Source organism: Ruegeria sp. AM7 (assembly GCF_056535965.1).
Genome location: NZ_JBQFJE010000003.1, coordinates 2,724,427 through 2,749,093, shown reverse-complemented (window position 1 = coordinate 2,749,093; position 24,667 = coordinate 2,724,427). Strand labels below are relative to the sequence as shown.

Annotated in this window: 26 protein-coding genes; 16 read left to right on the top strand and 10 right to left on the bottom strand. The window is 57.5% G+C overall.

Translation table 11 applies throughout. From position 1 onward, the window contains the following. Positions 1–9 precede the first annotated feature (9 nt). Positions 10–1,308 carry a lytic murein transglycosylase gene (locus tag ACR3EG_RS17725; protein ID WP_480501837.1) on the top strand — a complete coding sequence of 433 codons (1,299 nt, stop codon included), beginning with the start codon at positions 10–12 and terminating at the stop codon, positions 1,306–1,308. A 75-nt stretch (positions 1,309–1,383) separates the two neighbouring features. Here ACR3EG_RS17725 and ACR3EG_RS17720 read toward each other — a convergent pair whose 3' ends face one another. Beyond that, on the bottom strand, positions 1,384–2,781 hold the full coding sequence (locus ACR3EG_RS17720) for an aspartate aminotransferase family protein (protein WP_480497619.1): 1,398 nt from the start codon (positions 2,779–2,781) through the stop codon (positions 1,384–1,386). Between the two features lie 75 nt (positions 2,782–2,856). Next, positions 2,857–3,540, bottom strand: coding sequence for a GntR family transcriptional regulator (locus tag ACR3EG_RS17715; RefSeq protein WP_480497621.1), 684 nt, complete (start codon positions 3,538–3,540; stop codon positions 2,857–2,859). 140 nt (positions 3,541–3,680) lie between these two features. Between ACR3EG_RS17715 and ACR3EG_RS17710 the strand changes: the two genes are divergently transcribed. From ACR3EG_RS17710 to ACR3EG_RS17690, 5 genes are all read left to right on the top strand, one after another. Continuing rightward, the gene (locus ACR3EG_RS17710) at positions 3,681–4,766 is read left to right on the top strand and encodes a polyamine ABC transporter substrate-binding protein (RefSeq protein WP_480497623.1); all 1,086 of its coding nucleotides are present in this window, start codon (positions 3,681–3,683) and stop codon (positions 4,764–4,766) included. Positions 4,767–4,836: 70 nt separating this feature from the next. After that, positions 4,837–5,964, top strand: a complete 1,128-nt coding sequence (locus ACR3EG_RS17705) for an ABC transporter ATP-binding protein (RefSeq protein ID WP_480497624.1) — start codon at positions 4,837–4,839, stop codon at positions 5,962–5,964. Continuing rightward, on the top strand, positions 5,964–6,854 hold the full coding sequence (locus tag ACR3EG_RS17700; protein ID WP_480497626.1) for an ABC transporter permease subunit: 891 nt from the start codon (positions 5,964–5,966) through the stop codon (positions 6,852–6,854). The genes ACR3EG_RS17705 and ACR3EG_RS17700 overlap by 1 nt, the downstream gene beginning before the upstream one ends. Then, positions 6,851–7,669: an ABC transporter permease gene (locus tag ACR3EG_RS17695; RefSeq protein WP_480497628.1), complete on the top strand. Its 819-nt coding sequence runs from the start codon at positions 6,851–6,853 to the stop codon at positions 7,667–7,669. Before ACR3EG_RS17700 ends, ACR3EG_RS17695 begins: the two co-directional genes overlap by 4 nt. Then, positions 7,666–8,967: an NAD(P)/FAD-dependent oxidoreductase gene (locus ACR3EG_RS17690; protein WP_480497629.1), complete on the top strand. Its 1,302-nt coding sequence runs from the start codon at positions 7,666–7,668 to the stop codon at positions 8,965–8,967. The genes ACR3EG_RS17695 and ACR3EG_RS17690 overlap by 4 nt, the downstream gene beginning before the upstream one ends. A gap of 5 nt (positions 8,968–8,972) precedes the next feature. Here ACR3EG_RS17690 and ACR3EG_RS17685 read toward each other — a convergent pair whose 3' ends face one another. Genes ACR3EG_RS17685 through ACR3EG_RS17675 form a run of 3 tightly spaced genes read right to left on the bottom strand, consistent with a single transcriptional unit; the run spans position 8,973 to position 11,746 of the window. Further along, positions 8,973–9,839, bottom strand: a complete 867-nt coding sequence (locus ACR3EG_RS17685; protein ID WP_480497631.1) for a phosphotransferase — start codon at positions 9,837–9,839, stop codon at positions 8,973–8,975. Between the two features lie 54 nt (positions 9,840–9,893). Beyond that, positions 9,894–10,559 (bottom strand): flagellar hook capping FlgD N-terminal domain-containing protein, encoded by a 666-nt coding sequence (locus ACR3EG_RS17680; RefSeq protein WP_480497633.1) that lies wholly within the window; start codon positions 10,557–10,559, stop codon positions 9,894–9,896. A 2-nt stretch (positions 10,560–10,561) separates the two neighbouring features. Continuing rightward, positions 10,562–11,746: a flagellar hook-length control protein FliK gene (locus ACR3EG_RS17675; RefSeq protein ID WP_480497635.1), complete on the bottom strand. Its 1,185-nt coding sequence runs from the start codon at positions 11,744–11,746 to the stop codon at positions 10,562–10,564. Between the two features lie 111 nt (positions 11,747–11,857). Between ACR3EG_RS17675 and ACR3EG_RS17670 the strand changes: the two genes are divergently transcribed. The 6 genes from ACR3EG_RS17670 to ACR3EG_RS17645 all read left to right on the top strand — a co-directional run bounded on the left by ACR3EG_RS17670 (position 11,858) and on the right by ACR3EG_RS17645 (position 15,544). Beyond that, complete coding sequence (locus ACR3EG_RS17670) at positions 11,858–12,139, top strand: rod-binding protein (RefSeq protein WP_480497637.1); 282 nt, start codon at positions 11,858–11,860, stop codon at positions 12,137–12,139. Then, on the top strand, positions 12,123–12,482 hold the full coding sequence (locus tag ACR3EG_RS17665; RefSeq protein ID WP_170355421.1) for a flagellar export chaperone FlgN: 360 nt from the start codon (positions 12,123–12,125) through the stop codon (positions 12,480–12,482). Before ACR3EG_RS17670 ends, ACR3EG_RS17665 begins: the two co-directional genes overlap by 17 nt. A 209-nt stretch (positions 12,483–12,691) precedes the next feature. Then, complete coding sequence (locus ACR3EG_RS17660; RefSeq protein WP_480497639.1) at positions 12,692–13,903, top strand: flagellin N-terminal helical domain-containing protein; 1,212 nt, start codon at positions 12,692–12,694, stop codon at positions 13,901–13,903. A 77-nt stretch (positions 13,904–13,980) separates the two neighbouring features. Beyond that, entirely contained in the window at positions 13,981–14,355 is a 375-nt protein-coding gene (flaF, locus tag ACR3EG_RS17655; protein ID WP_170754618.1) for a flagellar biosynthesis regulator FlaF, read from the top strand. After that, positions 14,355–14,756, top strand: coding sequence for a flagellar biosynthesis repressor FlbT (gene flbT / locus ACR3EG_RS17650; protein ID WP_170355418.1), 402 nt, complete (start codon positions 14,355–14,357; stop codon positions 14,754–14,756). Before flaF ends, flbT begins: the two co-directional genes overlap by 1 nt. Beyond that, on the top strand, positions 14,753–15,544 hold the full coding sequence (locus tag ACR3EG_RS17645; RefSeq protein ID WP_480497642.1) for a DUF1217 domain-containing protein: 792 nt from the start codon (positions 14,753–14,755) through the stop codon (positions 15,542–15,544). The genes flbT and ACR3EG_RS17645 overlap by 4 nt, the downstream gene beginning before the upstream one ends. Before the next feature lie 57 nt (positions 15,545–15,601). Here the strand turns inward: ACR3EG_RS17645 and ACR3EG_RS17640 are convergent, their stop codons facing one another. From ACR3EG_RS17640 to ACR3EG_RS17630, 3 genes are all read right to left on the bottom strand, one after another. Then, positions 15,602–17,173 (bottom strand): DUF427 domain-containing protein, encoded by a 1,572-nt coding sequence (locus tag ACR3EG_RS17640; RefSeq protein ID WP_480497643.1) that lies wholly within the window; start codon positions 17,171–17,173, stop codon positions 15,602–15,604. A gap of 95 nt (positions 17,174–17,268) precedes the next feature. Then, a complete protein-coding gene (locus tag ACR3EG_RS17635) occupies positions 17,269–17,970 on the bottom strand; it encodes a winged helix-turn-helix domain-containing protein (protein WP_170355415.1) in 702 nt (233 codons plus the stop codon). Then, entirely contained in the window at positions 17,942–18,229 is a 288-nt protein-coding gene (locus ACR3EG_RS17630; protein WP_480497646.1) for a hypothetical protein, read from the bottom strand. Before ACR3EG_RS17630 ends, ACR3EG_RS17635 begins: the two co-directional genes overlap by 29 nt. 174 nt (positions 18,230–18,403) lie before the next feature. Between ACR3EG_RS17630 and ACR3EG_RS17625 the strand changes: the two genes are divergently transcribed. From ACR3EG_RS17625 to ACR3EG_RS17610, 4 genes are all read left to right on the top strand, one after another. Beyond that, positions 18,404–18,871 carry a hypothetical protein gene (locus ACR3EG_RS17625; RefSeq protein WP_170754612.1) on the top strand — a complete coding sequence of 156 codons (468 nt, stop codon included), beginning with the start codon at positions 18,404–18,406 and terminating at the stop codon, positions 18,869–18,871. Positions 18,872–18,981: 110 nt separating this feature from the next. Then, entirely contained in the window at positions 18,982–19,599 is a 618-nt protein-coding gene (locus ACR3EG_RS17620) for a ribonuclease HII (protein WP_480497648.1), read from the top strand. A gap of 107 nt (positions 19,600–19,706) precedes the next feature. Then, entirely contained in the window at positions 19,707–20,810 is a 1,104-nt protein-coding gene (locus ACR3EG_RS17615) for a DNA methyltransferase (protein WP_480497650.1), read from the top strand. Between the two features lie 137 nt (positions 20,811–20,947). After that, on the top strand, positions 20,948–22,330 hold the full coding sequence (locus tag ACR3EG_RS17610; RefSeq protein WP_480497652.1) for an adenylate/guanylate cyclase domain-containing protein: 1,383 nt from the start codon (positions 20,948–20,950) through the stop codon (positions 22,328–22,330). 78 nt (positions 22,331–22,408) lie between these two features. Here ACR3EG_RS17610 and ACR3EG_RS17605 read toward each other — a convergent pair whose 3' ends face one another. Further along, a complete protein-coding gene (locus ACR3EG_RS17605; protein WP_480497654.1) occupies positions 22,409–23,545 on the bottom strand; it encodes an alkane 1-monooxygenase in 1,137 nt (378 codons plus the stop codon). A gap of 61 nt (positions 23,546–23,606) precedes the next feature. After that, positions 23,607–24,662 (bottom strand): A/G-specific adenine glycosylase, encoded by a 1,056-nt coding sequence (mutY, locus tag ACR3EG_RS17600; RefSeq protein WP_480497656.1) that lies wholly within the window; start codon positions 24,660–24,662, stop codon positions 23,607–23,609. Between the last annotated feature and the right edge of the window lie 5 nt (positions 24,663–24,667).

Sequence of the window (24,667 nt, the reverse complement as noted above, 5' to 3'; positions counted from 1 at the left end):
AAAATCGGAATGCATAAATGCGTAAGCGGCGTCATGACCGCTGCATTATGGGCATCCATAGTGCAGGCGGATTCTATCAACTCGGCCAATGGCCCACAGATTCACGAGCTCGCATCGGCCGATGTCACCGTGTCGATACGGCCGGTTGTTCGGCCAGAGTTTAAGGAGATCCGCGTGTCAACCGAAGGGAATGCGCGCTTTCAGGCGTGGCTGGGAGCGTTCCGCGAACGCACGTTGCAGCAAGGTATATCTGCGACGACGTTGGACCGGTCATTGGCGGGGCTGACTTACGATTGGGACGTTATCAAGCGCGATCGCAATCAAGCCGAGTTCTCGAAGCCAATCTGGGAGTATCTGGACTCTGCCGTATCAGACCGGCGAATTGCGAATGGACGCGCCGGGTTGGAGCGCCATGACGCGGTCTTGACCCGGATCGAAGCGCAATATGGCGTCGAGAAAGAAGTTGTAACGGCCATCTGGGGGCTTGAGACGTCGTATGGTTCGTTTCGGGGCGGAGATCAGACGATCCGGTCGCTGGCAACGCTGGCGTTCGACGCACGTCGGGCGTCTTTCTTCGAGGCGCAACTGGTGGCGGCCTTGCAGATCATTCAGGCTGGCGATGTCGAGCCCGGTGCTATGACAGGCAGTTGGGCGGGCGCAATGGGTCATACGCAGTTTATGCCGACCTCGTATTTGGAACATGCGGTGGATTTTGATGGCGACGGACGGCGAGATATCTGGTCCGACGACCCGACAGACGCTTTGGCTTCGGCTGCATCCTACCTGGCGCGACATGGGTGGAAAAAGGGTCAACCCTGGGGGATCGAAGTGCAGTTGCCAGGCGGTTTCGATTTTGCCTCGGCCAAGCGGGACCATAGGTTGATGCCATCCGAATGGGCCGCGCTTGGTGTTGTTGGACGCGATGGGCAGGCTATTCCGGATCATGGAAAGGCGGCCATTCTATTGCCGGCAGGCGGCCAAGGCGTGGCCTTCATGATATTCGAGAATTTCAAGGTGATCGAGAAATACAACGGTGCCGATGCCTATGTGATCGGGATCGGTCATTTATCGGATCGGCTGGTCGGTGGCGGCCCGTTTCAGACTTCTTGGCCCCGCGATGACCGGATACTGAGCTTTACCGAAAAGAAAGAGCTGCAGAGCCTTTTGACCGAGGCTGGGTTCGATACCCAAGGAATCGACGGGCGCACAGGCCCGAATACTGTCAACGCGGTGCGGGCCTATCAGTTGGCGCAGGGTTTGGTACCGGATGGTTATCCAACCCTGCGGTTGCTAGAACGTTTGAGGTAGGGGAGGGGGCTCTGCCCCCGTCGCGGCAAGCCGCGCCTCCCCCGAGGTATTTTGGGCCAGATGAAGCTGCGCGGATCAGCTTGCGGCTTTCATCAGCCCTTGTTCGATAATGTCGGCCTGGGCTTCGTCCAGCGATTTGTGGATGCGCACGAACATCTCGTCGATATCCGATGGGGTCAGGATCAGCGGAGGTGAGATGATCATCCGGTCCCCCACATGGCGCATGATCAGGTTGTTGCCAAAGCAACGGTCGCGGCAGACATAGCCGACGGCGCCGGGGGCTGAGGCGAACTTAGCGCGGCTTGCCTTGTCGGGTGTCAGCGCGATTGAGGCCATCATACCGACGATTTTCGCTTCGCCCACCAGCGGGTGATCGACCAGCGCCTCCCATTTTTCTTTCAGGTAGGGGGCGGCGACGTCGCGGACGTGGTCCACGATCTTTTCTTCTTCGAGGATACGTAGATTTTCCAGTGCCACGGCGGCGGCGACCGGGTGGCCGGAATAGGTGTAGCCGTGGTTGAATTCGGTGCCGCCGATCACCTCGGCGATCTCATCATTGACGATGGAACCTCCGATGGGCGCGTAACCCGAGCTGAGGCCCTTGGCGATAGTCATGATATGGGGGCGGATGCCCACGGTTTGCGACCCGAACCAGTTGCCAGTGCGGCCAAAGCCGCAGATGACCTCATCCGCGATCAGCAGGATATCGTATTTGTCGCAGATACGCTGGATTTCGGGCCAATAGCTGTCGGGGGCGACGATCACGCCACCTGCGCCCTGAACCGGCTCGGCGATGAAGGCCGCGACGCGGTTTTCGCCCAATTCAAGAATTGCCTCTTCCAGTTCCTGCGCGCGGGCCAAACCAAATTCTTCGGGCGACATGTCGCCGCCTTCGGCCCACCAGTTCGGCTGGTTGATGTGGTGAATGTTCGGGATCGGAATACCACCCTGCGCGTGCATTCCCGCCATGCCCCCCAGCGAGGCCGAACCCACGGACGAACCGTGATAGGCATTGTGGCGGCTGATGATGATATTCTTGTCGGGTTGGCCTTTTTCGGCCCAATAAGTGCGTACAAGGCGGATATTGGTGTCGTTTGCTTCGGACCCGCCGGCGGCGAAGAACACGTGGTTCAGATCGCCCGGCGCCAGTTCGGCCAGCTTTTTAGCCAGCGCGATGGCGGGGACATGCGTGGTTTTGAAGAAGGTATTGTAGTAGGGTAGTTCGCGCATTTGTCGCGCAGCTGCCTCGGCCAGCTCGTCGCGGCCATAGCCGACATTGACACACCAAAGACCCGCCATGGCATCCAGAATTTCCTCGCCCTCGCTATCGGTCAGATAGACGCCCTTGGCGCGGGTGATGACGCGGGCACCCTCTTTCCCGAGCGCGCCATTGGCCGAGAACGGGTGCATGTGGTGGGCGGCATCCAGTGCCTGCAATTCGGCAGTCGGCATGTGATTTGTGATGGTCGACATCGGGGAATCTCCTGCAAGAGCAATTAGTAGTCACAATATGATCAAATTTTTTTCTGTCAATCGAATCGCATTTATCTAGGTAGATGACAAGGCACCTGCCATCAGCTCCATTCCTTGTTCGATGTCCTGCGCGGTGGCTTTCGCGACCCGGTCGGGGTCCTTACGGCGGAGCGCCGTTATGATATCTTTGTGACGGTCGGGCAGGCTTTGGGTTCCGAAACGACCGCAAACGACACGCAGTGAGGGGCCGAACCGCAGCCATAACCGTTCAGCCAAATCGTTGAGAATCGGAGCGTCTGCGTAGGAATAGAGCGTTTCATGAAACAGGTGGTTGAGGCGCAGATATCCGCCGACGTCGCCGTCGGCGATGGTACGGTCCAACTGTTTATCGATCTGAGTCAGATGATCTATTTCGACAGCGCTCATGTTGGTTGTCGCGCGTCTGGAAAGCTCTGATTCTATTGAAATTCTAGCAAAAATCATCTGTTGAATATCGCTGTGTTTCAGTAAGGGTACGCTGACCCGGCGATTGCCCTGAAACATAAGTGCTCCGTCAGAGATCAGCCTGCGAATCGCTTCGCGAACAGGGGTCATGCCAACGTCCAGCGAATCAGTCAGCCCTTGAATGGTGACAGGCTGTCCGGGGACCAGATCGCCATACATGATCTGGGCGCGCAACGTCTGATAGACCTGCTCGTGGGCAGGTCGTTTCTGATCATCGGCCACTGGCCTCGTTGCCTTATTTTTGATCAAATCCAATTGGTTTGCCCTGTTTGCGATTGTGTTGACTTGCCAGGTGCCTGACCTCGTGAAACCATACGACGGATCGGGGAAAAACGCAAAACTTGATCAAATCCAAAAAAACGGGAAAATACCCGCACACTTGCAGGGAGAATAAAATGTCAATCAAAACGCTGACACTGACAGCGGTCATCGCATTGGGGACTTCGGCGGCCTTCGCTGAAGAAGTGCGTGTTTACAACTGGTCGGATTACATCGACGAAGACCTTTTGCAGAAATTCGAGGAAGAAACCGGCCTGACGCTGGTTTACGACGTGTTCGACAGCAACGAGGTTCTGGAAACCAAGATGCTGGCCGGTGGGTCAGGCTATGATGTGGTGGTTCCGTCCGGCACGTTCCTTCAACGTCAGATTCAAGCGGGGGCTTTCCAGCAACTGGATAATTCCAAGCTGGATAACTCTGGGAATCTTTGGGACGTCATTCAGGAACGGACCGCAGGTTACGACCCCGACAACGCCTTCTCGATCAACTACATGTGGGGCACCACGGGGATCGGCGTCAATGTTGGTAAGGTCAAAGAGGCGCTGGGCGATGACGTCGCGCTGAATAGCATGGAGTTGGTGCTGAACCCGGAAAACATGGAGAAGCTCGCCGGGTGCGGTGTGCATTTCCTGGATGCGCCTGCCGAGATGATCCCCATGACGTTGCAATATCTGGGCGAAGATCCGGACAGCCACGATCCGGACGTCATCAAGAAGGTCGAAGAAGTTCTGACCAGCGTGCGTCCGCATATCCAGAAGTTCCACAGTTCGGAATACATCAACGCGCTGGCCAATGGTGATATCTGCGTGGCCGTGGGTTGGTCGGGTGACATTCTACAGGCCCGCGACCGTGCGGCCGAGGCCGATAACGGGGTCGAGATAGAATACCATCCGTTCGCTGAAGGCTCGCTGATGTGGTTTGACCAGATGGCCATCCCGGCAGATGCTCCGAACCCAGAAGGCGCACACAAGTTCCTGAACTTCATTCTGGATGCCAACAACATGGCTGCGGCGTCGAACTATGTTTATTACGCCAATGGCAACAAAGCCTCGCAAGAGTTCCTTGAGGAAGACGTGATCGGCGATCCGGCGATCTACCCGGACGACGCGACGATGCAGAATCTCTACATCACCACGCCCTACCCGGCAAAAACGCAGCGGGTTGTGACCCGTCTGTGGACCAAAATCAAATCGGGCACCTGAACCGATTTGCCAAGGCAAGGCGGGGTTCCCGCCTTGCTGTTTTTTCCAAGATTGCCGAACGGGGGCTGTAGTGAACTCTGACGTCTTTGCGCCGTGGGAAGACCCACAGGCGAAACCCTTGATCCAATTCCAGAATGTCACCAAGCGGTTTGGAGACTTTACGGCAATCGACAACCTGTCTCTGGATATTTTCGAGAAAGAATTTTTCGCTCTGCTGGGGCCATCGGGCTGCGGCAAAACCACGATGATGCGGATGTTGGCGGGGTTCGAAACACCCACCGAGGGCCACATCATGTTGGGCGGTCAGGATATCGACCCGATCCCGCCGAATAAGCGGGCGGTAAACATGATGTTCCAGTCCTACGCGCTGTTCCCGCACTTAAGCATCTGGGAAAACATCGCCTTTGGTCTGCGCCGGGACAACATGCCCAAGCATGATCTTGAGGAGCGGGTCGAGGAAATGCTGCGTCTGACCCGGCTGACGCAATTCGCGCGTCGGAAACCGCACCAGATCTCGGGCGGGCAGCGACAGCGGGTTGCGCTGGCGCGGTCTTTGGCGAAAGCGCCCAAGCTGTTGCTGCTGGACGAGCCGTTGGGGGCGCTGGACAAGAAGCTGCGGCAGGACACGCAGTTTGAACTGATGGATATTCAGGAAAAGACCGGCACCACCTTTGTCATCGTGACCCATGATCAGGAGGAAGCTATGACCGTGGCCAGCCGCGTGGCCGTAATGGATCAGGGACAGCTGATGCAGGTCGCCACGCCGGACCGGATTTATGAGAACCCCAACTCGGTCTATGTCGCCGACTTTATTGGCGACGTGAATATCATCGAAGGCCGCGCCACCGCCAATGGCGAAGACACCTATCAGATCGATTGGGCCGAAGGGCAGGCCCCGTTGACCGCGACCTCGGCCAATGGGTTCGCGCAGGGTCAGACCTGCCATCTGGCAATCCGCCCCGAAAAGGTGACGATTTCTGCCGACCGCCCCGCCGAGGCGATCAATGCGGTGCAGGGCAAGGTGCATGACATCGCCTATCTGGGCAACCTGTCCACCTATTACGTGGAACTGCCCACCGGCACGATCATCAAGGCGCAGACGGCCAATACCCGCCGTATCTCGCGCCGGTCCTTTACCTGGGAAGACCCGGTCTGGCTGTCCTGGACAGCAACGGCTGCGGTTCTGCTGGCCGACTGATGCGCCGCGCCTTTCTTATCGCCGTCCCCTATATCTGGCTGTTGGCATTGTTTCTGGTGCCGTTTTTTATCGTCCTGAAAATCTCGCTGTCGGATATCGAACTGGCGATCCCGCCTTACACGCCAACGCTGGACTTCTCGCAGGGCTGGTCGGGAATCAAAGAATTCTTCAGCCAATTGGATTTTGAAAACTTCGTCTGGCTGACCGAGGACGACCTGTATTGGAAAGCCTATCTGTCCAGCGTCAAAATCGCGGTGATTTCCACGTTTTTCACGCTGCTGGTGGGCTATCCTATCGCTTACGGCATGGCCCGCGCCCCGGCTGAGTGGCGGCCGACGCTGATGATGCTGGTGATCCTGCCCTTCTGGACCTCGTTCCTGATCCGCGTTTACGCGTGGATGGGCATCCTGTCGAACGAAGGCTATCTGAACCAGCTGCTGCTGTGGACGGGGATCATTTCAACCCCGCTGACGATCCTCAATACCAATACGGCGGTCTATATCGGTGTGGTTTATACCTATCTGCCTTTCATGATCCTGCCGATCTATTCCTCTCTGGAGCGGATGGACGGCTCTTTGATCGAGGCCGCCGAAGACCTGGGCTGTTCGCGCCTGCAGGCGTTCTGGCTGGTGACGATCCCGCTATCGCGCCCCGGCATAATCGCGGGGTGTTTCCTTGTGATGATCCCGGTGATTGGCGAGTTCGTGATCCCCTCGCTTCTGGGCGGCTCGGGCACGCTGATGATCGGCAAGGTGCTGTGGGAGGAGTTCTTCTCGAACCGCGACTGGCCGGTGGCCAGCGCCGTGGCCGTAGTACTGCTGCTGATCCTTGTGATCCCCATCGTGCTGTTCCAGCGCAACCAGCAAAAACAGGCGGAGGCCGAGCGATGAACAGGCTCAGTTGGTTCAATGCGGTCTCGCTGACGCTGGGCTTTGCGTTTCTCTACATCCCGATGGTGATCCTGATCATCTACAGCTTCAACGCGGGCAAACTGGTGACGGTCTGGGCCGGTTTCTCGACCAAATGGTACGGAGAGCTGCTGCAGAATGAGGCGTTTCTGGACGCGGCCTGGGTCACGATCCGGGTGGCCGTTTTCTCATCAACGCTGGCGACCATTCTGGGCACCGCCGCCGCTTATGTGCTGGTGCGCGGCGGGCGTTTCTTCGGTCGAACGCTGTTCTCCGGTATGATCTACGCTCCGCTGGTGATGCCCGAGGTGATCACCGGCCTGTCGCTGCTGCTGCTGTTCATCGGCATCGGGCTGGATCGCGGTATCCTGACCATCGTTCTGGCGCATACGACCTTTTCGATGTGTTTCGTATCGGTCGTTGTCTCGTCGCGCTTGGTCACGTTCGATCAGTCGCTGGAAGAGGCCGCTCTTGACCTTGGTTGTTCGCCCGCGCAAGCGTTCCGACTGGTGACGCTGCCGATCATCGCGCCTGCCGTGATTTCCGGCTGGTTGCTGGCCTTTACCCTGTCGCTGGATGATCTGGTGATTGCGTCCTTTACCTCGGGGCCGTCGGCCACAACCCTGCCGATCAAGATCTTCTCGGCGGTCAGGCTGGGTGTCAGCCCCGAGATCAATGCGCTGTCCACGTTGATGATTGCAGTTGTGACGGTTGGGGTCATCACCGCGTCATTGGTGACAAAACGGGCGATGATACGCCAAAAGCAGGATGAAATGGCCGCGGCGCGTGCCGAATGAAACGGCTGTTCCCGGACTACACTTATGGCCCTGGACCCCGGGCAGGATGCTGGTGGGATGAGACCATTCCCAGCCTGAATTGGCCGGAAATGAAAGGAGACCTGACGGTTGATGTCGCGGTCGTGGGTGGTGGGTTCACGGGCCTTTCCGCAGCGCTACATTTGGCGCAAGAGGGTACGTCTGTCGCTGTGCTTGAGGCCGAGACGCCCGGCTGGGGCGCGTCCGGGCGAAACGGTGGGTTCTGCTGTCTGGGCGGTTCAAAACTCAGCCCGAAGGCAATGTTCCGCAGGTTCGGAGCTTCTGCTGCGCGTGAATACGGACAAGCCGAAGAGGATGCCGTTCATCTCGTGGCCGATCTCCTAAGGGACCATCGGATTGATGCGGACCTCCATTCGAAAGGAGAGACCCAGCTGGCGCACAATGCGCGGGCCATGTCTGCCCTTAGGAAAGGTGCGGATTCGACCGGAGTTTTGCACGAAGCCAAGGACTTGCCCGGTCTCGGTTTCGGTGGCGCGTTTCATGGCGGGTATACGAACCCTGTGGGCTTTGGCCTGAACCCCCGGAAGTACTTGTTCGGACTGGCCGAAGCGGCGCAGCGAAATGGTGCAAAACTGTTTCAGAAAAGCGCCGTCCAGGAACTGCAAAAGATCGCTCAGGGTTTTGAGGTCACAACACCTGTAGGGAAAGTGCGTGCATCAAATGTCTTGATTTGCACCAATGGGTATTCCAGCGAGGATGTGCCGGACTGGATGTCCGGGCGCTACATGCCCGCCCAGTCCACGGTACTCGTGACTCGTCCCTTGACTAAACTCGAGTTGGCGGCGCAAGGCTGGACCACGGATCAGATGTCTTATGACACGCGGCACCTGCTGCATTATTTCCGGCTGTTGCCCGACCGACGGTTCCTGTTTGGAATGCGCGGCGGTCTGCGATCCTCACCCCGAGCTGAGGCCGCGATTCGACATAAAGTTCACCGTGACTTCACACAGATGTTCCCGGAATGGAGCGCAGTGGATATCACCCATATCTGGTCGGGAATGGTGTGTTTAACACGGGGGTTAACGCCCTATGTGGGGCCGGTTCCGGGCCAGCCTGGCATGTTTGCAGGGTTTGCGTTCCACGGCAACGGCGTCGCGATGGGAACTTATTGCGGGCGCGCACTTGCCCATTTGGCCCTTGGTCAAGGCCCGCAGCTTCCCACTCCGATGACGCGTACTCCTCCCCGGTTTCCGCTGGGGCCCTGGCGGAGGGCATTGATGCCGCCCGCCTATTGGATGATGGGGCTTGCGGACATGTGACCCGGTCACAGTGACTTGAGTTCCAGTTCCAGGCCCTTCGCATAGTCTTCGGCCCCGCGCTCGATACGCCACAGGCAATAGGCTGCCATGCGCCAGGCATACCAGGGACGCAACGCAAGATAGCGCGACGTCGTGGCCGGGTGATTATAGGCCGCCAAAAAGGCGTTTTCCTCATCGGGGGTCAGGGGCGCGCCGCGATAGACCTGTTGCATGGCAGGCGACAGGAACATGGCAAGGTCTTCGCAGGGGTCGCCCTGTGCGGGGCATTGCCAGTCGATCAAAGTCAATGCCGAACCGTCGACCAGAATATTGCCGGCCACCGGATCTCCATGGATCAAGCAGGTTTGGTGTGACGGCGGAACCGATGTCGCCGGGCGCATTCGGTTGAGGCGGGCCTTCATCGCGGACTCGCACCCGTTCAGAATGTTTAGCGTATGAGCCTCCAAATCGGCGCTTCCGTTGCATCCGGCTGGGGCCTGAACTGGGATTTTAAGGTCGTGCAGATCGCGCAATAACACACCGACAGCCTCTGGCCCGGTCGACCAGGGCGATCCCGGCGCATGGTCGTAGAATACCCAATGACCTTGCCCATGCGTCCCGGTGGTTCGCAAACGCGGCACAAAGCCGGTCTGTTCCAATGCGCGCAGACACCGCGCCTCTAGTTCGGGATCATTGCGAAACAGGGGATTGCATCGATTGTCACGGTAGAGCTTTAGGACCTTGTCACCATCTCCGCCGAGCACTTTCCACACCTGATTGGTGCGCCCGCCATACAAGGTGCGAAACTGCGCACCCGCTCCGATAAGCCCCGCGTCGCGCAGCCGGTTGACAAGGTCTTGTGTAGGAGGCGTCTGGTCAGGCAGCGGGATCACCGTTTGAAAAACGAGTCGAAGGTTGCAAACCTTTGGCCTGTCTCGCCTCTTAGATCAAGCGCCCGCTCTGACTGCAGTCACGTTTCCAACCGGCACAACCTGCCCGCTTTCCAAGGTCAGAAGGACAGCACCCTCTCCGACTTGTGCTTCTACGACCCGGTTGTAGACCGCGGCCAGCTGCTGTGACACAAGCTCTTCGCCGTCATAGCTTTCCAAAGTGGCGGAATAAGAGCCGGTCGGCAGGGGCGTGCCGGTCCCGTCTGTGCCTGCCCATTCGAACTCTGCCTGATCGGTCGGAACGGGGATGCGGTCGATCACTGTCCCGTCCTTGTCGCGGATGACCATGACGGCGCTGTCCGCCGCCGCGCTGGCCTGCGCAAGCAAAGTAACGGGCTGGCCATCAAAGCGGAACGCGGCCGGTGACCGGACTTCCATCCCGACCCAGCTGGCAAGCTCGCCCATATCCACGTTGCCCATCGACAAGGCCAGACCAGTCAGAAGATCGTTGGTCTGGACCTGTTGTTCGACCATTGAAAACTGCGCCAGTTGCGAGGCGTATTCCGTCGAGTCCAACGGCTCGAGAGGGTCCTGGTTCTTTGCTTGAGCCGTCAGCATCAGCAAGAAGGTTTCAAAATCCGAGGCCAGCCCGGATGAAACAGAAGGTGCGGTGGTCTGTGCCGTGTTGCCGGGTTGAGTTGCAGATTGAATAGGAGTGATCATTGTCAAAGCCTCATGTCGATGCGCCCGAGGGTGCCAATTATTGGTCGGGCCGAAGGGTCTTGTTGCGCTTGGGTCGCGTGTTCGGGTTCTGATGCCGCAGTGTGCGCATCGTTCTGTTCGTCCGATCCCGTGTCAGACGAAGTCCCGAGATCGAAAGACAAATCCCCCAGTCCAAGGGACTTGAACTCGGCCTCTAGCAACGAGATGTGCCGCCGGATCATGTCCAGTGTTTCGGGGCGTTCGGTGGCGATCGTCAGATGTAGCCCATCGTCGCGGCCATTCATGACGATCGAAACGCGCCCCAGTTCTTCGGGGTTAAGGGCGATCTCGATCATACCTGATTGCGGTCGCGTGTGGATTGCCGCAGCCATTTGACCTGCGACTGCGCGGGCCGTCTCGGCGCGGGCAGATGCGGTCAAAGCTTGCGCGGCTGCCATAGTGTCGCGGGTTGAGGATGTGGGTGATACATCTTTGAAAGCCGGGATTTCGTCTAATTCGGGTGTGGCGGCAACGTCGGGGACAACAGGGTTTTTTTCTGTCGCCATGATCTGCATTTGAACAAGGCTGGTTGCTGTATTGATCGGCGTGCGCGGCTGCGCGGCCGGAGCGTCCTGAGCTGGCTCGACCAAGTTCGGATCGGCTGCATGTTCTGACAGAACCGGTGTCGGCGCTTTGGACGTTTGAGTTGCTTGGGCCAGTGATGTCGAATTCACTGCCCGATTAACGTCAGGCGCTACGGGCGCGGGAGTCTTGGTCGGTGAAACATGTGGTAGATCAGACGCGACACGGCCGGACTGTTGGATTGGTGTATCCGGCTTGACGATGATGGCAGCCGCCGCCTCGCCCCTGACCGCCGGTTTTTCCAGCGCTAGTGCATTCCCAAAAACTAGAATGGCGCGATCTGGTTGGACCTCATGATTGCCATTGGCCAACGAGGTTGGTCGGTCAGTTGGCAAAGGCTCGGCATCTGTAGGTTCGTCGCTGATGGGCAGCTCATGTTGTGCCGCCTCAGCCTCTGGCGTCGGAACATCCGGCGTTTCGGCATCATCGGTGGTCGTTTCTGTCTGCTCGTCCAGAACGGATTGAAACGAACCCGCCTCTTTCTGTTCAGGCTGTTCCTGCGCGTTCTGGTTGCCTTTTGCATGGGTGGTCGGCGCTGACATCGCCGCTGTAAGAGGGTTGGGCATTTTGCTCCGACTCCGGTTGTGTGACCCGAAATCTGCCTGCAGGAAGTTACGTTTATTTTAACCGCTTTCGCCTTTGATCAAGAAAGTTCGACGTAAATTTCGGAGAAAACAATGCAGATCTCTGCGACCTTACCTACGCATCAAACACCCACCACATCCGACAGGCTGCGCTCTGCCGCGGTCGAGATTGAGGCAGCATTTCTTTCGGAAATGCTCAAGTCGGCAGGGTTGGGTGAAGCGCGCAAAGCCTTTGGTGGCGGTGCGGGCGAAGACCAGTTCTCATCTTTTCTTGTTCAGCACCAAGCACGCCAGCTGGTCGAATCCGGTGGCGTTGGCCTTTCAGAACTTCTTTTGCGGTCCATGATGGAGAAAACCAATGCCGACAAAATCTGAACCTGATCTGGTGCAGTCTCTTGAAGAGGTTTTGGACCTGGAGCGCTCTGCTCTGATCGAAGGTGATCTGGATCGGCTTAATCATATGGTCCCTGCAAAGGAAAAACTGATTGGGGCGATCAACGAACTGGATGTGTTCGACAGCGAGGATTTGATTCGCGTGCAAAAAAAGGTCGAGCGGAACCAGGCACTGCTGAACAGCGCGGCGGATGGGATTCGCGCTGTGGCCGCGCGCATGGCTGAACTGCGCCGGGTGCGTCAGGAATTCAGCACTTACGGGGCTGATGGGCAACGCAATGGCTTCGCGGTGCGCAGTCACCCGAAACTGGAAAAACGGGCATAGATGTCGGTTTGATTCAAATCCGAATTTTTCCACGTTTGGGTTTTAGCACTCCGTTAGGGGATCGGCGGCAAAGGTGGTCGGGCATCTGAAACAGCAGGTGGCGCGAACAGCCCGACGGCGGATCGCAATGATCAGAAAGACGTTAAAGCCCGCATGTGGTGCGGGGTTAGCACGGGCGCAAAGGGCCCATACGAAAAAAGGAAGAAGCTATGTCCAGCATTCTGACCAACAATGGCGCAATGGTTGCGCTGCAGACCCTGAAATCGGTCAACAAGAACCTGGCGATGACCCAGAACGCGATCTCGACCGGTAAAGATGTTGCTACGGCCAAGGACAACTCGGCTGTGTGGGCAATCTCGAAAGTCATGGAATCCGACGTCAAAGGGTTCAACGCGATCAAAGACAGCCTCGCCTTGGGTGAGTCCACTGTCGCGGTGGCGCGGAACGCATCGGAGACCGTGACTGATCTGCTGAACCAGATGAAAGGCAAGATCGTCGCGGCGCAGGAAGACAACGTGGATCGCGGCAAGATCAACGACGACGTAACCGCGCTGCGCGATCAGATCACCGCTGTTGTCGGAGCGGCCCAGTTCAACGGGCTTAATCTGGTTAACGGGTCGGCCGGTTCAGCTTCTATTCTGGCTTCGCTGGATCGTGACGCGACGGGCGCTGTTACGGCCTCTTCCATTACCGTCACGGGGCAGGATCTGTCGGTTGGGGGCTATACGGCCAATGACATTTTCTCGGGCAGCTCAGCGGGTGCCTCGGCCAACGGTGACACTGTCGCGATCGCGCTGGATAATGGTGGCGGTAACGAACAGATTGAAATTGCCGAAAACGCCACCGCCTTTGCGGCCGGAGACAGCGTTAGCCTTACTGTTGGCGACAAGACCGTGTCCTATACCGTGACCGCTGATGATGCTGCAGCGACAACAACCGCTGACATCGTTGCCATTGCTTTGAAAGGCAAAGTTGACGAGTTGGGCATCACCGGTTTGACCGTGGATTATGACAGCGGCACACCAGGTACACTTGATTTCACCAATGCCGGTGGCAACGACCTGACTGTCAGTGGTCAGTTCGCCAATGCTGGTTCTGGTGGTCTGGGTGCTTTGTCTTCGATTGATGTGTCCACCGGTGCCGGCGCCACTGCCGCTCTGGGCACGATTGAGACATTGATTGACACGGCTATTGATGCCTCGGCGGCCTTCGGTTCGTCGCAGGGTCGGATCGAAACCCAGAAAGAGTTCATCTCGAACCTGGCGGACTCGTTCAAATCCGGTATCGGCTCGCTGGTTGACGCCGACATGGAAGAGACCTCGGCCCGTCTGCAGGCCCTGCAGGTGCAACAGCAGCTGGCCACCCAGTCGCTGTCGATCGCCAATCAGGCGCCACAGTCGATCCTGTCGCTGTTCCGTTAAGTTCAGGAACCTGGACGGGGCGTGGTTTCGCGCCCCGTCCCTGATCGCCCGCAGACGGCCTATTGGAAGGATTTCAAGTGACTCCGCAAACTCTTGCACAGCGTGCGTATGCACAAACCGCCGCCCCGACCCGCACACCACGAGACACCGAGTATGAGGCGATTTCAAAGATCACACATCGCCTTAAGGCAGCGGCTGCGCGCCAGAAATCAGATTTTGGGGCATTCGTTCACGCGTTGCACGAAAACCGCCGCCTGTGGACGGTACTGGCCAGTGGCGTCACAGATTCCGACAACGCACTACCAAATGAGCTGCGCGCCCGGATTTTCTATCTGGCCGAATTTACCGAACAACACAGCAGTCAGGTGCTTGGAAACAAGGCAAGTGTTGAGCCGTTGCTCGAGATAAATATGGCCGTACTGCGTGGTCTCCGTCAGAGGGGGACTGCCTGATGGGAGGACTTGTTCTAAAACTCGCCCCGAAAGAGAGAGTGTTAATCAATGGGGTTGTCGTTGAAAATGGTGATCGTCGAAGCCGATTTTCGATCATGACTCCACAGGCAAATGTGTTGCGTCTGCGCGATGCAATTCACCCGGATGAGGTCAATACACCTGTCCGCCGTGTTTGCTATGCCGCCCAGCTTGTTCTGTCTGGCGATATGGAGCCGGGAGACGCCCGCCAACAGCTGTTGCGCCGGGTCGAGGAACTGAGCCAGGTGTTTACCGACGCAGATAGTCGCAAGGTTCTGGCTGAAGCGACCGAAGCGCTACTGACCGAGCAGTATTACAAATGTCTCAAATCCCTGCGTGCGCTGTTGCCGCGTGAGGAACGGTTGATGGCCTATCAGCAATGACATTCCAGCCGGTCATTCCCACTGGCGGCATTGTTGGCTGGCGTTTTCTGCAGCGCACTTATGACGCGCAGATCGACAGCTTTGCATCGTCTGCCGTCAATGAGCGTGAGTCGCAATACTTCTTGGACAACATTGGCAAAGTGCAAACCGCCGAGGATCTGGTTTCAGACCGACGGTTGCTTCAGGTGGCATTGGGTGCGTTTGGGCTGGAGGGTGATATCAACAATCGCTACTTCATCCAGAAGATATTGTCGGACGGCACCAGCGCGGATGACGCCTTGTCCAATCGGCTGGCAGATGGCCGGTACCGAGAGTTTTCCGAAGCTTTTGGTTTGGGCCCAGGTGAAATTCGACGCACTGGCCTAGTCACGTTCATGGAAGACATCGCGCGCGACAGTGTTGTCTCGCGGTTCGAAGTTGCCGTTGGAGAACGCGACGATACGATGCGTATTTCGCTCTATGCGCGCCATGCTTTGGCTGATATCGCGGCGGAAGACACAAGCGCGGATACGAAATGGTTTGATCTGATGGGTTTGCCTCCGTTGCGCAGCATGATGGAAACAGCGCTTGGTTTGCCGTCCAGTTTTGCGCAACTCGACCTGGACCGGCAGTTAGAGGTGTTCAAAGACCGGCTGTCTCGTGCAACAGGATCAGAAGATCTGAGCCAGTTCACTGACGAATCTGCAATCGACCAATTGACGGACAGGTACTTGGCACGAAGTCAGATTTCCCAGCTGCAAAGCACGATCTCGCCGGCGCAAACAGCCCTGATCCTGCTGGGTGGTTAGCCGTTGGCGTTACGCGAGCAGGATTAATCGAAACCCGTTCAAACAGGAACTGTGGTTTCAGCCGTTCAGGACGGCGTCAGCAGCCGTTCGCAGCGCATAGGACTCGACCGGTTTCGACACATTGTGAAGCTTAACATCACCCAGTGGGATAGCGTCGGCACATGCGGGAACAATATCGGCCGAAACCACGATCCGGTGATTGACTGTTTTGCCATACTCCCCAAGGCGTGCAGCAATATTGGCGGCTTGGCCGACCACTGTAAAATCCAGCCGTTCACGCGACCCGACATTGCCGTAAGTCACGCGCCCAAAGGCCACGCCGATCGAACAATCACAATGAATGTCTGATCCCGATTGACGCAACTCGCCCAGCTTTTCGACTATTTGCACAGCCGTTTTCTGCGCATTGTCACGTGCCGACTGGGCATCTTCCCCGGCGGGGAAGACAGCCAGAACCGCGTCTCCGATGAATTTCAGGACTTCACCTGCGTTCTCATGGACGATGTTTGAGACGGTTTCGAAGAAATCATTCAGAAGACTGATGTAGGTTTCCCGCCCTAACCGTTCTTCAAGGCTGGTCGAGTTGCGTAGATCACAGAACATGATCGCCGCATCAATCTCGTCCCCGTCACCCCGCCGGATTTCACCGCCCAGCACTCGCGCGCCCGAGCGTTTGCCCACATAGGTTTCCAGAAGGACCTGCGCGTTTTCCCGCTGCATGAACACCTCGTAGAACCGCGCGATGACCGAGGAGCATTCGAAAACCAGCCCCAGATTCTCGGTGGTGAAGCCATCCGGATGATCGCAGGTCAGCGTTATGACATTGGTGCGCCCGTCAGAAAACGGCAACGGCATGGCCACGTAATCGGTTGCACCTTTGGCGCGCAGATCCTCAATAATGGGAAAGCTATTGTGCGGGTTCTCATCATTCAAGCGTTGTCGTACACCGCCCAACCCGTTGGAAACATGGCGCAGGGGACTGTTGATGTAAGCGGGATGATCATGGATTTCGTAGGTCGGCACATTGGTCGAAATCTCGTCTTTGTCCTTCTCCCAGATGTAGTGTTTGCCTGCGATCAAAGGGTGTAGCGACCAGACAAGAATACTCAGCCGCTGAATTGCGATCCCGTGTTCCAGCATCTTTTCTGCCAGCGCCTTGGTAAACTCCTCGGACGTCTTGATGTCCGAGGCCCCCCGCATCAACCAGTCGATCAACGGGCCGCTGATATTGCCGTCATCCGGCATCTTAAGCCGGTTATCGCCCAAATCCATCCGATCATAGGCGGTTGATGCAAACCCTATATGGCCCTGAATGATCTTGCTTTCAGGCAGGGCATCTTCGTAAGCCCAGACTGAGTTTGCCAAGGTTTCGCCCGGCAGCAACACGTCCTGATAGGTGGCGGTGCCTTTGAACGGGCAGAAGGTTTGCAGATCAGTTTCAGCGCTCAGGTCGATTAGAACATCCTGGCGCGGGATGTAGATCATCGGCGGCAACCGTGTTTCGTACATCACCTTAGCGTCTGCGCTTTGCGCCAGCAGGATGTCACCCCGGTATACCGAGACCAAGCCATTCAATCGTTCGACAATGATTCCATAGCCACTGGACTGTGGTGCTGCGTGGACGTTCATAGGTAACCTCCTTGGCACAGGTTTCTAAAGGATGGGGCTTTTGCGCAGTTATTCCAAGGGGCGCGGCGCATTTTTCGAGAGCGTAAACCGCGCAATCAAACCATCTGAATGACGTCTTTCTCGATGGACAGCATGTACCCTTTTTTGGCGATGTTCTTGACCAGCAACTCGCTGACCATCTGATTTCCCAACGCATCCCGCAACCGTTTGATCCGTGTCGCGCCCGCGGCCTCGTCGCAATCGGCAGCATCCTTGCCTGAAATCACAGCCTCAATCTGAGCGCCTGACAGCATCTCGTCATCCAGCCGGGATTCAGCCAGAACAGACAAAGTCTCCATCGCGGCAGGGGTCAGTTTGAAATCCATGTTGTTGAGGTAAACAGTGTTTTCTTCGCGGCTGATCAACAGGGATGTAACTTGTATACCCGTACGTTCGATCTGGGCCATGCGCCGGTTTAGCAAAACCAACATGACCAGAAACACAAGCGCGGTGACCAGCATCGCGCTGGCGAACACCAACAACACGAAAATCACCATCCGATAGCTTGAGAGCGTATCCGCAAACGCCGTGCCCGATTGGGCCAGAATCTCGAGCAGCCGGATTTCGGTCTGCGCGGTCAGGTCGCTTTCGACAAACAATCGTTCGACGCGGGCGTTAAAGGCGTTTGCGTCGGGCAGAGTCCAGAACAGGAAGATGGCGGCCGTCACCAGAATCAAAACGATTGCCGCGATTCCTGCGCCGACCAGACGTACTCCGGATCGTCGGGCCTCAGTAACGGAGATAGAATTGTCCGGCATTTGCCTTCCTTTTACCCAGCCCTTCCGGCCCAAACACCGACATCACGTTAAGCAAGGTCCAGCCCGACCCGCGCAGCCGTTGCGACACTTCTTGAGTCGCCTTGCCCTTGTCGCAGGCCGACACTTGCATCACCCCATAGTGCAGGCGCAGGGGGTTGTCCTGTTTTGCCTTGTAATCGGCATAACAATCCGCCGCTGCCACAGAGCTTGCGACTGACATCAGGGCCAGAACAGCCAAGAAAGATAGGATCTGTTTCATAGGCCGCATCCTGCGCATGGCTTGGCCTGATATTCAATAACCCAAGGGGTTTTGGTGTCCTGATATTCGATAACATTTGCCCGTTATTGCTTGTCTGAGGGGGGCGTCCTCATTGTCGGTGCAAGGAATTCGCGATCGTTCACGGATCGCCCCAGCACTAAAAGGACAAGCACCATGCATCGGAAATTCATCGCCCTGATCGTAGCAACTGCCATTACCATAACAGGGGTTTCAGTGTCGCAGGCACGGGCTGCAGATGCCAAAGACATTCTGGGTGGCCTGGCCGCCATCGCGATCATTGGCGCCGGCGTGCACTACTACAACAAAGAAAAAGACAAAGACCGTGACCGTCGTCACCGTTCGCACGTTCAGACACCGAAGCCGGTTCACCCCCATCACCCGGTTCGCCCGCTGCCCCACCACGTGGCCAAGTATGATCTGCCGAAACACTGCCTGCGGACGTACGAGCGTTACTCGCCCCACCATGCGCTTTTGGGGCCGCGTTGTCTGAAAAAGCATTACAAATACACCAATAGCCTGCCGCAAGAGTGCAAAGTCGGTTTCTGGAATGGCAAAAAGGTCAAGCGCGCCTACGAGCCCGCCTGCCTGCGCCATCACGGATACCGCGTGGTTTACCAGTAACCGTTTTCGAGCAGGAGCGGCGCCACAGAAGCGCCGTGCAGGAGAGGGTGGCGTAAGCTTCCCTCTCTTTTTTGTTGCGGACGGTGGCGAAACACGGTTTGCCAGAAAGGATGACGATTCCGAATTATGACATCGAACAATCAGCCAAAGCCCTTGGGTATTTGCGGATCGCGGGCGTGGATGAGGTGGGTAGGGGCCCCTTGGCAGGGCCCGTGGTTGCTGCCGCAGTGATTCTGAACCCCGGGGACATTCCGCAGGGGCTGAACGATTCCAAGAAGCTGACCGACAAGCGCCGCGCTGCGTTGGACACTTCAATTCGTGAACGGGCCGAGTTTGCGGTGGCCCAGGCCACAGTTGCCGAGATTGATACACACAACATCTTGCGCGCCTCGCATATCGCGATGGAGCGCGCAGTGGCCGCCTTGGACCCGCCCCCAGATTATGTGCTGATCGACGGCAACATGATTCCGCGCGGTTTGACGATCCCGGCGCAGGCGGTGGTCAAGGGGGATGGGCGGTCGGTCTCAATTGCAGCGGCATCGATCCTTGCGAAAAACTGGCGCGATCAGGTGATGGTGGATTTGGCGCAACAGCATCCCGGCTACGGGTGGGAGTCGAATGCAGGCTATCCGACAAAAATGCATCGCGAAGCGTTGCGAAATCTTGGTGTGACCCCACACCATAGACGTTCGTTCAAACCGGTCCACAATATCTTGTATCAAGAGTAAATCGTAAGTCGCTGATTCAAAAAAGAAATTGACGGCGATTCGTCTTTGACTCATCCTTGTCTCAACCAAATGAGCGCAAAAGCGCCGTGGATACTTGAGGCAGTATAATGACCATAACCACCAAAAAGGGCGCAAAAGCGCTCCCTTTAAACACGATTCTATCCGGGGACTGCATCGACGTGATGAACAGTCTGCCCGAGGCGTCGGTTGACCTGATCTTTGCAGACCCGCCGTATAACTTGCAGCTGAAAGGTCAGTTGCACCGCCCGGATAACTCTCAGGTGGATGCGGTTGATGATCACTGGGATCAGTTTTCCAGCTTTGGGGCCTATGACCAGTTCACGCGCGAATGGCTGAAAGCAGCGCATCGACTGTTGAAGCCCAATGGTGCGATTTGGGTGATCGGCTCTTATCACAACATCTTCCGCGTTGGCTCGGCCCTTCAGGATGCGGGATACTGGATTCTGAACGACGTGGTGTGGCGCAAATCGAACCCGATGCCGAACTTCCGCGGCAAACGCTTTACCAACGCGCATGAGACGATGATCTGGGCGTCAAAGCGTGAAGGTGCGAAATACACGTTCAATTACGAGGCCCTGAAGGCGTTGAACGAGGGCGTACAGATGCGCAGCGACTGGGTGCTGCCGATCTGCACCGGTCATGAACGTCTGAAAGATGAAAACGGCGACAAAGCGCATCCGACGCAAAAGCCGGAATCGCTGCTGCACCGCGTGCTGGTCGGTTCGACCAATCCGGGCGATGTGGTGCTGGATCCGTTCTTTGGCACCGGCACGACCGGCGCGGTTGCCAAGATGCTAGGCCGTGAGTTCATCGGCATCGAACGCGAGGAAAGCTATCGCAAGGTGGCCGAAAAACGCATCGCCAAGGTCCGTAAATTCGACCGCGAGGCGCTGGAGGTCAGTGCCAGCAAACGTGCCGAGCCGCGCGTGCCCTTCGGTCAGCTGGTCGAGCGCGGGATGCTGCGTCCGGGGGAAGAGCTGTATTCCATGAACCAGCGCCACAAAGCCAAGGTCCGCGCTGATGGCACGCTGGTGGGCGACAATGTCAAAGGCTCGATCCATCAGGTGGGGGCGCATCTGGAGAACGCGCCGTCCTGCAATGGCTGGACCTATTGGTGCTTCAAACGCGACGGCAAGACCGTGCCGATCGACGTGCTGCGCCAGCAGATCCGGGCTGAAATGCACAACTGAATACCGCCGGTGCCTGTGGCCTGACACAAGGCACTAAGCCTTGCCCCGCCGTTCTCGGCGGGGTCTTTTGTTTTCATCACATTCCCATTTCGGTATGAATTCGATATAGCCCGCCGCGCACCGAGGGAGCCTCAGCCATGTCGGATACTACAGCCAGCGAATCCCGGTTTGGCCGGTTTTTTGTGACGCAACCAGACAGCTACGATCTGGACAACAAATACACCGAGGCCGCGCTGGAAAAGCACAAGCGCGAAGGGTTGGAACTGGCCGTACGCGCACGTTGGGTCGCGATGGGACTAACGGGTGTGCTTTTGGTCTTTCTGAACCCCCAGTGGGAGGTGATGTGGTATCATTTCATTCTACTGCTGATCTGCGCAAATGGTTGGTTCATCCGACGTGCGGGCCGTGTCGGGCAATCGCGGGTCGAACTGCTTTTGATTTTTGTGGACCTTCTGATCATGACGCTGGGCATGATCATACCGAACCCGTTCAGCGACGACGTCCGGCCACTGGCCATGCAGTATAGGTTCGATAACTTTCAGTATTTCTTCATTATTCTCGCAGCGGGAACACTTGCTTATTCTTGGCGGACAGTTGTGGCAATAGGGTCGTGGACTGCGATGATGTGGACTATTGGCTGGATCGTTGCATGGTGGGTTGCGACTCCGATACCCGGTCTCAGCGAGCGGGTTGCTCAGGCGTTGGCTGGCTATCCTGACGTGGCCGAGTTCATGGACCCAAACAGCTTTATGCCGTCGCTGCGCATTCAGCAGGTCATTGTGTTCGTGATGGTTGCCGTGACGTTGGGTATCTCGATGCGGCGGCTGAACCGGTTGTTGATGACAAATGCCGGGTTGGAGCGGGAGCGCGCCAACCTGTCGCGCTATTTTTCGCCCAATGTGGTGGAAGAGCTGAGCCAAAATGATGAGCCGCTCAAACAGGTGCGCAAGGAAAATGTCGCAGTTTTGTTCATAGATATCGTGGGGTTTACCAAATATGCGGCGGGGCGTGATCCATATGAAGTGATCGAAGTCCTACGCGGGTTTCATGCCCGGATGGAGACCGAGGTGTTTCGCCATCACGGCACGTTGGACAAATATCTGGGGGACGGGTTGATGGCCACGTTCGGAACCCCGGTGCCCACGCCGCTGGACGCCAGTAATGCTGTGGCTTGCGCGCGGGATATGGTGGGGGTCATCAACCGTTGGAATGTTGAAAGACGGCGGCTGGGCGAGCCGGAAATACGGGTTGGGATCGGTGTTCACTACGGCTCGGTCGTATTGGGGGATATTGGGGCGAACCGGTTGGAATTTGCCGTCATAGGCGATGCGGTGAACGTGGCCGCAAAACTAGAGGCGCTGACCCGCGATTTTGACGTCAAAGTGGTGCTGAGTGACGAGGTTTGTACCCAGCTTTCCGAGGAAGGTTCAAGCGCTGAGACTTTGACCGAAGGATTTGTGCGACATACAGGCCAGAGCGTGCGGGGTGTAGAGCATCCGATGGATATCTGGGTGATGTAGGTGCTCCCGCCAGTCTATACAGCATCAAAGATGCCCTAAAGACTGTTGGGCCGGGCAGCGCGCTGGAGCGCGCTGCGGTCATGCGGGGGGCAACGGGTTTTGCGACTTATTGTAGGGCGACCAGTCGGTTATCTCGGGGTAGTATTGCCGCCTCCAGGCCTTGACACGGGGATTCATCACGCGCCTCCACAGGGGCGGTATCATGGCGGCAACCGTCATAACGGGATAGCCGTAGGGCAGTTGCGGGGCCGCGTCCTGTGAATGGTGTTGCAGCAGGGGAAAGCGGCGGTTGGGTTTGTAGTGGTGGTCCGAGTGGCGCTGTAGATTGATCAGCAGCCAGTTCGACGCCTTTTGCGAGGCATTCCACGAGTGGCGCGGTTGGACATGCTCGTATTTGCCCTCGCCCAGGTGTTTCCGGGTCAGGCCGTAGTGTTCGACATAATTCACCAGCTCCAGTTGCCAGATCGCAACGCCCGCCTGAATCAGGAACAGGGCAAGGCCCGAAAGACCTCCGATCAGTAGGGCCAGCAGCAGCATTCCTGCCTGCAACGCCCAATAGCGCCAGAACGGGTTTGCGGGGTCTGTCCAAGGGCGATCTTTGCGGGTCAGCTTGTCGCGCTCGGCGCGGAAGGCCGAGGTCAGGCATTGCCACAGGACACGAGGGTAAAAGCGGTGGAAGCCTTCGTTGTATCGGGCGGTAACAGGATCTCGGGGGGTGCCGACAAAGCGGTGATGGACCAGCAGGTGTTCCGACCGGAAATGTGAATACAGCACCATCGCCAGCAAGATATCACCCAGCCAGCGCTCGGCCCGACCTTTCTGGTGCATAAGCTCGTGGCTGTAATTGATCCCGATCGTGCCCGAGATCACGCCCATGCCAAAGAACAGCCCGATCTTGGACGCCGTGGACAGGTGGTCTGTATGTGTCGCGAACCAGATCAACCCGAACAGGGTCAGGAACTGAACCGGCACCCACGCTTTGGTCAACAGGACATACCAGTGCAGCGCAGTGTCGGGAGTGTCGGGGTCGGCGTTGCTGAGTTCCAGCCCGGTCAGCTTATCCAGTGCGGCAAATGCCCACCATGTTGAAAGTGGCACCAAAACAACCCACCAGCCGCCTTGAACAGCAGTGACCCAGATCAATGGGATCAGCAGGAATGAAACCCAGAACGGCAGGGCTGATTGCCATCGGGACAGGATGTCTGGTGCGATCATGTGTCAGGCTCCGCAGAGATTGAGGCGAGTCTAGCCACAGTTCGAATTGCTGTACAACGCGTTATCGACCGCGCCACAGGTCGTGCGCCTTGCGCATCACCGTTGGCAGATCACCTGGGCGAAACTGGTGTTTGTCCAAGATTATCAAACCGTCGGGCGAAGTGTCGTCTGGCAGGTCGGTCGTCCAGACGCGCAAGATCAGATGAAAATGAGTGAAGGTGTGGCGCACCTCTGCCGGCAGAACGTGCCAATCGGCAGCAAAAGGGGGTATATCGACCGGCGCGTCGGACCAATCAGAGCCAGGCCAGCCCAGCATTCCGCCCAACAGTCCTTTGTCGGGGCGGCGTTCCAGCAAAACTGCCCCGTCTCGTCGCTGGGCGATGTAGACATGGCCGTATCGCGTAGGTTTTGGCTTCTTTGGCGTTTTGCGGGGCAGGTCCACCTGTGTTCCGGCCTTGCGGGACTGACAGGGTTCGCGCAAAGGGCAAATTCCACAGGCCGGAGATTTTGGCGTGCAGATCGTTGCTCCTAAATCCATCACGGCCTGAGCATAATCTCCGGGTCGGGCCTGCGGGGTGTGTGCGGCGGCCTTGTTTTTCAGCTGCGGTTTCGAGCCGGGCAAGGGATCGTGTATGTCGTGCAGCCGTGCCATGACACGTTCGACATTGCCGTCCAGCACCGTCTCGGGGCGGTCGAAGGCAATGGCCGAGATAGCGGCGGCAGTATAAGGGCCGATGCCGGGCAGCGTCAGCAATGCTTCGTAGGTGTCGGGGAACTGACCGCCATGTTCGTCCGCCACCACGCGGGCGCATTTCAGCAGGTTGCGAGCGCGGGCGTAGTACCCCAAACCAGCCCACTCGCCCATGACCTGATCATCTGGGGATGCGGCCAGCGCCTGCACCGTGGGCCAACGTGTCGTGAACCGCATGAAATAGTCGCGCACGGCGGCCACGGTGGTCTGTTGCAGCATCACTTCGGACAGCCAGACACGATAGGGGTCGGGCAGCACCCCGGCGGCTCGATCTGTGGGGCTGACACGCCACGGCATCTGGCGGGCGTGGCGGTCGTACCAGTCCAGCAATTCGTTGCTGACGTCAAATTCGCCTGTGTCACGCAATTTTT

Excerpts from the sequence above, each read along its gene's own strand:
- ACR3EG_RS17725 (WP_480501837.1), top strand. The coding sequence starts at position 10 with ATGCATAAATGCGTAAGCGGCGTCATGACCGCTGCATTATGGGCATCC.
- ACR3EG_RS17720 (WP_480497619.1), bottom strand. The coding sequence starts at position 2,781 with ATGTCGACCATCACAAATCACATGCCGACTGCCGAATTGCAGGCACTG.
- ACR3EG_RS17710 (WP_480497623.1), top strand. The coding sequence starts at position 3,681 with ATGTCAATCAAAACGCTGACACTGACAGCGGTCATCGCATTGGGGACT.
- ACR3EG_RS17700 (WP_480497626.1), top strand. The coding sequence starts at position 5,964 with ATGCGCCGCGCCTTTCTTATCGCCGTCCCCTATATCTGGCTGTTGGCA.
- ACR3EG_RS17695 (WP_480497628.1), top strand. The coding sequence starts at position 6,851 with ATGAACAGGCTCAGTTGGTTCAATGCGGTCTCGCTGACGCTGGGCTTT.
- ACR3EG_RS17690 (WP_480497629.1), top strand. The coding sequence starts at position 7,666 with ATGAAACGGCTGTTCCCGGACTACACTTATGGCCCTGGACCCCGGGCA.
- ACR3EG_RS17680 (WP_480497633.1), bottom strand. The coding sequence starts at position 10,559 with ATGATCACTCCTATTCAATCTGCAACTCAACCCGGCAACACGGCACAG.
- ACR3EG_RS17675 (WP_480497635.1), bottom strand. The coding sequence starts at position 11,746 with ATGCCCAACCCTCTTACAGCGGCGATGTCAGCGCCGACCACCCATGCA.
- ACR3EG_RS17670 (WP_480497637.1), top strand. The coding sequence starts at position 11,858 with ATGCAGATCTCTGCGACCTTACCTACGCATCAAACACCCACCACATCC.
- ACR3EG_RS17665 (WP_170355421.1), top strand. The coding sequence starts at position 12,123 with ATGCCGACAAAATCTGAACCTGATCTGGTGCAGTCTCTTGAAGAGGTT.
- ACR3EG_RS17660 (WP_480497639.1), top strand. The coding sequence starts at position 12,692 with ATGTCCAGCATTCTGACCAACAATGGCGCAATGGTTGCGCTGCAGACC.
- flbT (WP_170355418.1), top strand. The coding sequence starts at position 14,355 with ATGGGAGGACTTGTTCTAAAACTCGCCCCGAAAGAGAGAGTGTTAATC.
- ACR3EG_RS17645 (WP_480497642.1), top strand. The coding sequence starts at position 14,753 with ATGACATTCCAGCCGGTCATTCCCACTGGCGGCATTGTTGGCTGGCGT.
- ACR3EG_RS17640 (WP_480497643.1), bottom strand. The coding sequence starts at position 17,173 with ATGAACGTCCACGCAGCACCACAGTCCAGTGGCTATGGAATCATTGTC.
- ACR3EG_RS17635 (WP_170355415.1), bottom strand. The coding sequence starts at position 17,970 with ATGCCGGACAATTCTATCTCCGTTACTGAGGCCCGACGATCCGGAGTA.
- ACR3EG_RS17630 (WP_480497646.1), bottom strand. The coding sequence starts at position 18,229 with ATGAAACAGATCCTATCTTTCTTGGCTGTTCTGGCCCTGATGTCAGTC.
- ACR3EG_RS17625 (WP_170754612.1), top strand. The coding sequence starts at position 18,404 with ATGCATCGGAAATTCATCGCCCTGATCGTAGCAACTGCCATTACCATA.
- ACR3EG_RS17620 (WP_480497648.1), top strand. The coding sequence starts at position 18,982 with ATGACGATTCCGAATTATGACATCGAACAATCAGCCAAAGCCCTTGGG.
- ACR3EG_RS17615 (WP_480497650.1), top strand. The coding sequence starts at position 19,707 with ATGACCATAACCACCAAAAAGGGCGCAAAAGCGCTCCCTTTAAACACG.
- ACR3EG_RS17610 (WP_480497652.1), top strand. The coding sequence starts at position 20,948 with ATGTCGGATACTACAGCCAGCGAATCCCGGTTTGGCCGGTTTTTTGTG.
- ACR3EG_RS17605 (WP_480497654.1), bottom strand. The coding sequence starts at position 23,545 with ATGATCGCACCAGACATCCTGTCCCGATGGCAATCAGCCCTGCCGTTC.